This window comes from Dialister sp. UBA1703 (assembly GCA_002320515.1).
Lineage (GTDB): Bacteria > Bacillota > Negativicutes > Veillonellales > Dialisteraceae > Dialister.
In genome coordinates this window covers 1-6,470 of sequence record DCJJ01000088.1, presented here as the reverse complement: position 1 = coordinate 6,470, position 6,470 = coordinate 1, and the positions used below count along the sequence as shown (strand labels likewise).

The 6,470-nt window shown below is 55.4% G+C and carries 6 protein-coding genes and 1 tRNA gene; 2 read left to right on the top strand and 5 right to left on the bottom strand.

The window, feature by feature from the left end; translation table 11 throughout:
• Positions 1–133 precede the first annotated feature (133 nt).
• Entirely contained in the window at positions 134–1,207 is a 1,074-nt protein-coding gene (locus tag B2Y11_RS04425) for a 3-dehydroquinate synthase family protein (RefSeq protein WP_291056706.1), read from the bottom strand.
• A 273-nt stretch (positions 1,208–1,480) separates the two neighbouring features.
• Between B2Y11_RS04425 and B2Y11_RS04420 the strand changes: the two genes are divergently transcribed.
• The gene (locus B2Y11_RS04420) at positions 1,481–2,056 is read left to right on the top strand and encodes a helix-turn-helix domain-containing protein (RefSeq protein ID WP_291056703.1); all 576 of its coding nucleotides are present in this window, start codon (positions 1,481–1,483) and stop codon (positions 2,054–2,056) included.
• Positions 2,057–2,197: 141 nt separating this feature from the next.
• A tRNA-Arg gene (locus B2Y11_RS04415) sits at positions 2,198–2,274 on the top strand.
• A gap of 380 nt (positions 2,275–2,654) precedes the next feature.
• Here the strand turns inward: B2Y11_RS04415 and B2Y11_RS04410 are convergent.
• The 4 genes from B2Y11_RS04410 to B2Y11_RS04395 form a co-directional block, all read right to left on the bottom strand.
• On the bottom strand, positions 2,655–3,536 hold the full coding sequence (locus B2Y11_RS04410) for a DMT family transporter (RefSeq protein WP_291056701.1): 882 nt from the start codon (positions 3,534–3,536) through the stop codon (positions 2,655–2,657).
• Positions 3,537–3,846: 310 nt separating this feature from the next.
• A complete protein-coding gene (locus B2Y11_RS04405) occupies positions 3,847–4,251 on the bottom strand; it encodes an arsenate reductase ArsC (RefSeq protein ID WP_291056699.1) in 405 nt (134 codons plus the stop codon).
• On the bottom strand, positions 4,241–5,296 hold the full coding sequence (gene arsB, locus B2Y11_RS04400; RefSeq protein WP_291056697.1) for an ACR3 family arsenite efflux transporter: 1,056 nt from the start codon (positions 5,294–5,296) through the stop codon (positions 4,241–4,243). The genes B2Y11_RS04405 and arsB overlap by 11 nt, the downstream gene beginning before the upstream one ends.
• Positions 5,280–5,591 (bottom strand): ArsR/SmtB family transcription factor, encoded by a 312-nt coding sequence (locus B2Y11_RS04395; RefSeq protein WP_291056694.1) that lies wholly within the window; start codon positions 5,589–5,591, stop codon positions 5,280–5,282. The genes arsB and B2Y11_RS04395 overlap by 17 nt, the downstream gene beginning before the upstream one ends.
• Positions 5,592–6,470 lie beyond the last annotated feature (879 nt).

The window sequence follows — 6,470 nt, the reverse complement described above, 5'->3', positions numbered from 1 at the left end:
ACATGCAGCATCGCTCGAAATGACGTAGAGGCAGGAAGCTGACTGTCATTTGGCCAATTTCCGTGAAATTTACGTATACAAAAGGAGCTGTGAAAAAATGCAAATCATTTTTTCACAGCTCTTTTTTGATTTCTTATTTCAAGAACTGGCCCAGTTCCTTCACCGGCATGGTGTAGAGGAAACCTTCGCCGATTTCCTTGATCAGGGTGATCTGGATCACATCGCCCTTGATTTTCTTATCATGCTTTACTGCCTCATAGAGGATGTTGTAGGGAATGGTGGTGCCGATGGGTAGGGACAGGGATTTCAGCACATACTCCAGCCGGGAGGTGGTACCCCTCTTGGTGAGGCCCTCCAGCTCCGAACGGCGGGTGATGAGGTACATACCGATGGCCGTGGCTTCGCCGTGGGTGATTTCCGCATCATTATACCGAAGGCACCGCTCAATGGCGCCGCCGATGGTGTGGCCGAAGTCCAGGATCCGGCGCTCCCCTTTGGAGAAAGGATCCATTTCCACATAACGGGCCTTGATGGTGCAGCAGCGGCGGATGATTTCCGGCAGCATCCGGTAAATATCCATATCCGACGACACCTGTTCGAAAAGCTCAAACAGCGCCTTGTCCGCCACGCAGCCCAGCTTCACCGCTTCCCCCAGGCCGTTGTGGAAATAGCGGCGGGGCAGGGTCTTCGCCATGCCGGGGTCGATGAAAACCGCCTTGGGCTGGTAGAAGGTGCCTACCACATTTTTCCCGGCGGGTATATCCAGATCCAGGGTGATTTTCCCGCCGATGGAACTGCCGATCTGGGACAGCACGGACGTGGGAAACTGGATATAGGAAATGCCGCGGTGGTACGTGGCTGCCGTGAAGCCGGTAATATCGCCCACCACCCGGCCGCCCAGCGCCACCAGGGCATCACTGGAACCAAGGCCGAAATCCACCAGGGCGCCGTACACCCGGCGCACAATGCCCAGGGTGCGGGACTTCTCGCTGGAGGGTACCACGATCATCTGGGCGCGCACTCCCGCATCCTCCAGGGATTTCACCAGGCTCATGCCGTAGAGCTTGTCGATGCCGTCCTCCGTGATGACAGCCACCTTCTCGGCGCCCGTCAGGTCACGAATCGCCGGCCCTGCCTTCCGCACCAGCCCTGAATCGATGAGGATGTCATAGGAATCCTTCCCCAGGTTAATATGAATTTTATCCATATCCAAATCACCTCTTTCAAATGGTCTTCCTTTACTTCTATTATACATCACATACCATGGAAATGGATATTTCAAAACTCCTTCTCCCTGTTTCAGCCCAAAAAGGGAAAGCCCCCTGCCCTCCTGCCTAAGGGCGCCCCTCCGTCCTGCCGGTCCTGTAAGAAGAAAAAAGGAAATTGCAGGGCACGGCGCAGAACTTGCGTTCGATTTCTATTTCATCTATGCTGAAACCAGCCGCGGAAATACAAAAGGCATGCCGGAAACGGACAGCACATGAAAAAGGAAAATGATTATGAAGAAGAAACGAAATGGATTCAGGAAGCCCGGCAGGGAGACAAAGAGGCCATGATGCGCCTCCTTAAGAAATACGAACCCCTCCTCCGGAAACTGGTGGCAGGGGAAACCAGACTGGACTGGGAAGACCTGCTTCAGGACCTCACCCTGGCCTTCCTCAAAGGGGTCAAAGCCTACGACAGCGCCAAAGGCGTGTACTTCGCCTACTACATACGCCGCCTCCTGTACTGGAAAAAAGGGGACATCATCAAAACCGCCGCCAAACGGTTCAGAAGCGAAGTCCACTCCCTGGAAGGACTGGAAGACATCCCCGATGAAAGGGTGCCCATGAAAATGGACCCCATGGAAGCGGTGCGGAAAATCGCCGAAAGCCTCCCCTTCTCGCCGGAGGACAGGAAACTCCTCGCCGCCATCCTCCGGAGAGACAGCTGGCAGACCATCACCGGCCGCACCGGTATGAGCCGCGCTGCCTACTACCGCGCCAGAGCCCGCCTCTTCGCCTCTCTTCGGAAAGAAAAAGACCGGTTCCGGGATATGGTGGGAGATAGAAGGTAGACGTCAGACTTCAGACTTCAGACGACAGATTTCCCGCTTTCCCAGGCGGCCATAGCCTTCGGCCGCAAGGGCCGCCCTCACTGACCTGATTTCATCCCATCTCTTTACAAATCCCCTTTCTTTTTGTAAAATAAAATTAATGCGTTTGTAGCTCAGCTGGATAGAGCAGCGGTTTCCTAAACCGTGTGTCGGGAGTTCGAATCTCCCCAAGCGCACCACGATAAATCAGCACCTTTGGAAAATTCCAAAGGTGCTTTTTTTATGGACTGTCATTGTGAGTGGCCTAATGAAATTAAAAGTGTGAAGTGAGACGGCTGTCCACTGTCCGATGGGCCGTATTTTCTGAAAGCTTGGAGGTTCAGGCGCCAGACTTCCCGCCGGGCAAGCTCCGTAACGCTGACTTTATAATCATTGCCGCCGATAGGCGGCCATCCACAGCCCTCGGCCCCACAGGGGCCGTCAAACCTAAGAATCTTCGCCCGCAAAGCGGGTGTCAATCTTAAGAACCTTTTTCCGTGGCCCTTCTACACAACCTGCCTGCGTCAGCAGGCCATAACCTGCGGCGCCAGCCGCGCCCCTTTGCGTCCTTCCGCCCCCCTTATTTCCCTGCCACGGCACCTACGGCCAGGATGATGAGGGCCATGCCGAGAAGCTGCCAGGGGTTCATGAGGAGGTGGAAGATGAGGAAGGCGAAGAGGATGGAGGAGAAAGGCTCGATGGCGGAGATAATGCTGGCTTCGGTGGGGAGGATGTAGGCCACGCTTCCCAAATAGAGGACGAAGGAGCAGATGGTGCCGAAGAGGACCACATAGGCGAAGGAAAGGAGCACCGGCATATCCACCGCACCGGTGAAGGGGGTGAAGGCTGCCACGGGGATGAGGAAGAAGGAGGCCAGGAACATACCCCAGCCCACCACCAGAGGCGCGCCGTATTTCCTGATGATTTTTACCGGCGCCACGGTGTAGAGGGCGCAGGCCAGGGCGGAGAGGAGGCCCCAGAAGAGGGCTTTTTCGGAAATGGCCAGGCTCCGGAAGCTGCCGCCGGTGGCAATGAGGGCGGTGCCGGCTACGGCAAAGATGGTGCAGAAAATTTCCCGCCTTCGGGGCCACCGTCTTTCGGTCAGGCAGTACCAGAAGATGATGAGGATGGGCATGAGGTATTCCAGAATGGTGGCGGTAGGGGCGTTGCTGGCGCTGATGGAGGCGAAATAGCCGTACTGGGTGCCCAGCATGCCGAAGATACTGAAGATGAGGAGGGTGTTCCTGTCCTTTTTGTCCTTCCAGATGGCGCCGATATTTCCATGCAGGAAACGGGAGAAAAGGAGCAAAAGAAATCCGGCGGTAAGGAGCCGGAAAAAGGTGAGCCACTCAGGGGCTATATTCTTATTGATGAGAAGAAACTGGCCTGCAATGCCGCTGCTGCCCCAGAAGATGGAACCCAGGGAGGCGGAGAGGATGCCTTTCTTTCTGTCTGCTGTCATAGGTATGTCCTTTCATGAAATGGGATTTCATGTGGATATCATAGCAAATGGAGGGCGGAGAGTGCAAGGAAGGGGTGAATGCCCCTGCCGCTGGCGGTTTCCCTGTATTTAGGAACGCAGGGAAACGGATGTCAGCGGGTTAGGGAAGCGCTGATTAAATCGTTAACGGATTTCATTCTTGCATTGGATAAAAATTCATATGAAATTCGATTCTGCGAATGAATCAGTGCTTCCCTGGACATTCTGTCTTTCGGCTGTCGTCCCCGCTTGGCCAGGGGGATGGTCAACGGGAGCAGGAGGACAGGGAAAATCAGCGCTTTTTCAATTTTTCTGCCAGAGCCTGCACTTTCATGTCGATTTCATGGATGGCGGACAAAAAGGCTTCTTCTCCTTTTCCGGCAGGGTCTTCCAACTGCCAGTCCTCGTCGAAGGGGTGGCCCATCCACGGACAGCCTTTTATGCAGCCCATGGAGATGAGGATGTCCGGCCGGGGAATCTGATGAATGGACTTTGGGAACTGCTTTTCTTCCATATCTATATGGTAGAGTTTTTTCATGAGCCTGAGGGCGGTGGGGTCTATGGCAGTTTCCGGTTCTGTTCCAGCGGAGCAGCATTCAAATAGTCGGGCGCCGTATTTTCTTCCCAGGGCTTCTGCTATCTGGCTGCGGCAGGCGTTGTGGGTACAGATAAAGGCTACTAGCGGTTTATGATTCATGAGGGAGCCACCCTTTCGTTGCATTGGCTATCCTGACCAGTGTCAGCATGACCGGCACTTCGGTGAGGACGCCGACAGTGGTGGCCAGGGCGGCGGGGCTCGAGGGGCCGAAGAGGGCCACCGCCACGGCTACGGAGAGTTCAAAGAAATTGGAGGCGCCGATCATGCCGGCAGGAGCGGCGATGGTAAAGGGGAGCTTCAGCAGATGGGCAGCGCCGTAGGCGAGGAAGAAGATAAGGAAGGTCTGGATGGTGAGAGGCACTGCAATGAGGAGGATGTGCAGGGGATTGGCAAGGATGATGCCGGCCTGGGAGCTGAAGATAATGACCAGGGTGAGGAGAAGTCCTGCGGTGGTGGCGTTGTCGAATTTATGAACGAAAATGTTGTCCAGATAGGCCTGGCCCCGGCTCCGGAGGATGGCGTGTCTGGTGAGGATGCCGCCGGCCAGGGGGATGACCACGAAGAGGAAGACGCTTACAAAGAGGATGTCATAGGGCACGGAAACTTCAGAAACGCCGAGAAGAAATTTCACAATGGGCACAAAGGCGATGAGGATGATCAGGTCGTTGGTGGCCACCTGCACCACGGTGTAGGCCGGATTTCCCCGGGTGAGGGTGCTCCATACGAAGGCCATGGCGGTGCAGGGGGCGGCGCCCAGAAGGACGGCGCCTGCCAGGTACTGCTGGGCCAGGGCATGGGGGATAAGGCCGGAGAAGAGGTGGAAAAGGAAGAAGGCTGCTATGCCGTACATGGTGAAGGGCTTGATGAGCCAGTTCGTCACCCAGGTGACCAGCAGGCCCCTGCCGTTCTTTCCGGCCTGTCTGATGCTTCGGAAGTCCACTTTAATCATCATGGGGTAAATCATCACCCAGATGAGGATGGCAATGGGAAGGGATATGCCGTCGATTTCCAGACGGCCCAGAAAACGGGGAAGGGCGGGAAGGAAATGGCCCAGGGCCACGCCCAGCGCCATGCAGAGCAGTACCCACAGGGTGAGGTAGCGCTGGAAGAAACTGATGCCCTGTTCTTTATCGGCAGCATGCATGATGATCATCTCCTGTATAAGTGACTTGAAATAATTCCTGGATCATCCGGGCAAGGGCCTGCCCTTTTTCCCGGTTCAAAGAGTAGTAAACCCATTTCCCCTCTTTCCTGCTTTGCACCAGCCCCGCCTCGCAGAGGGTTTTCATGTGGTGGGACAGGGTGGGCTGGGAGAAATGGAGCCCTTCCAGCAGCACGCAGGCACACTGCTCGCCCTGCCGGAGCAGTTCCAGAATCCGGAGCCTGCTGTCATCGGTGACGGCCTTCAGCAGCAGGAGCCGTTCGTCTTTTTTATCCATAGGAGCCTCCTTATATTTATCGTGGTCAATGTGTACGGGGACAGTATAGCGCATACATTTACGGGCGTCAATACGTGGAGGCGGGGAAGTGAGGCGGTGAGACTATCGGACATCGGACGGTCAGATTTCAGATATACGGTATTCCTGAAAACAAAGGGGGAGGAGCCCGGGTTCAAGCCGCCATGGGGCTCAGCCCACAGAGCGGGCGGCCAATTTCCGCCGACTGGTTTTTAGTGACAGATGAGTCATTGGCGGCGCGTACCAAGATTTTTCGCTGTTGTGGAGGTCCTGTATAGGACCTCCAACTCAGCCGAAATTGGTCCAGCACAAACTGGTGAAGGAGTATCATAATTATTCTTACCCTCGTACACCCTTTTGCCGCTCCGCGGCACTTCACCCATAGGGAAGCGTGTCACTGGATTCTCAGACATCGGGCCGGATAGCCAAAGGAAAGCGCCTTTATGGGCAGGCCAGGCGCCAACCTATCCGGCCTTGCGTATTCTATGCAGAATACGCACCTTACAGCTCCCTACAGCACGGCTATCACCGACTCACAATAATTTGCGCGTCGCTTTGCTCCTACAAATTATGTTCGCTGGTGTGACTCCAGTTCCCTTGCCACCTCAAGGGGAAAAGAGAAATATAGAGAGGCCTTCCTTTTAGTCGGCTGACCGATTGCAAGGCAGCGTTCTGCAGGGAGATTTCTCGGCTCCCTTTCACCGGCTCCATGAAACTATGTGATTCATGCCGACATATACCACCGCTCGAAATGACGGGGGAGTCATGGTGGCACAAATGCAAGCCCCGTAACGCTGGCTTTATACTTATTGCCGCGTCAGCGGCAATCCACAACCCTCGGGCCGCAGGCCCGTCAAACCT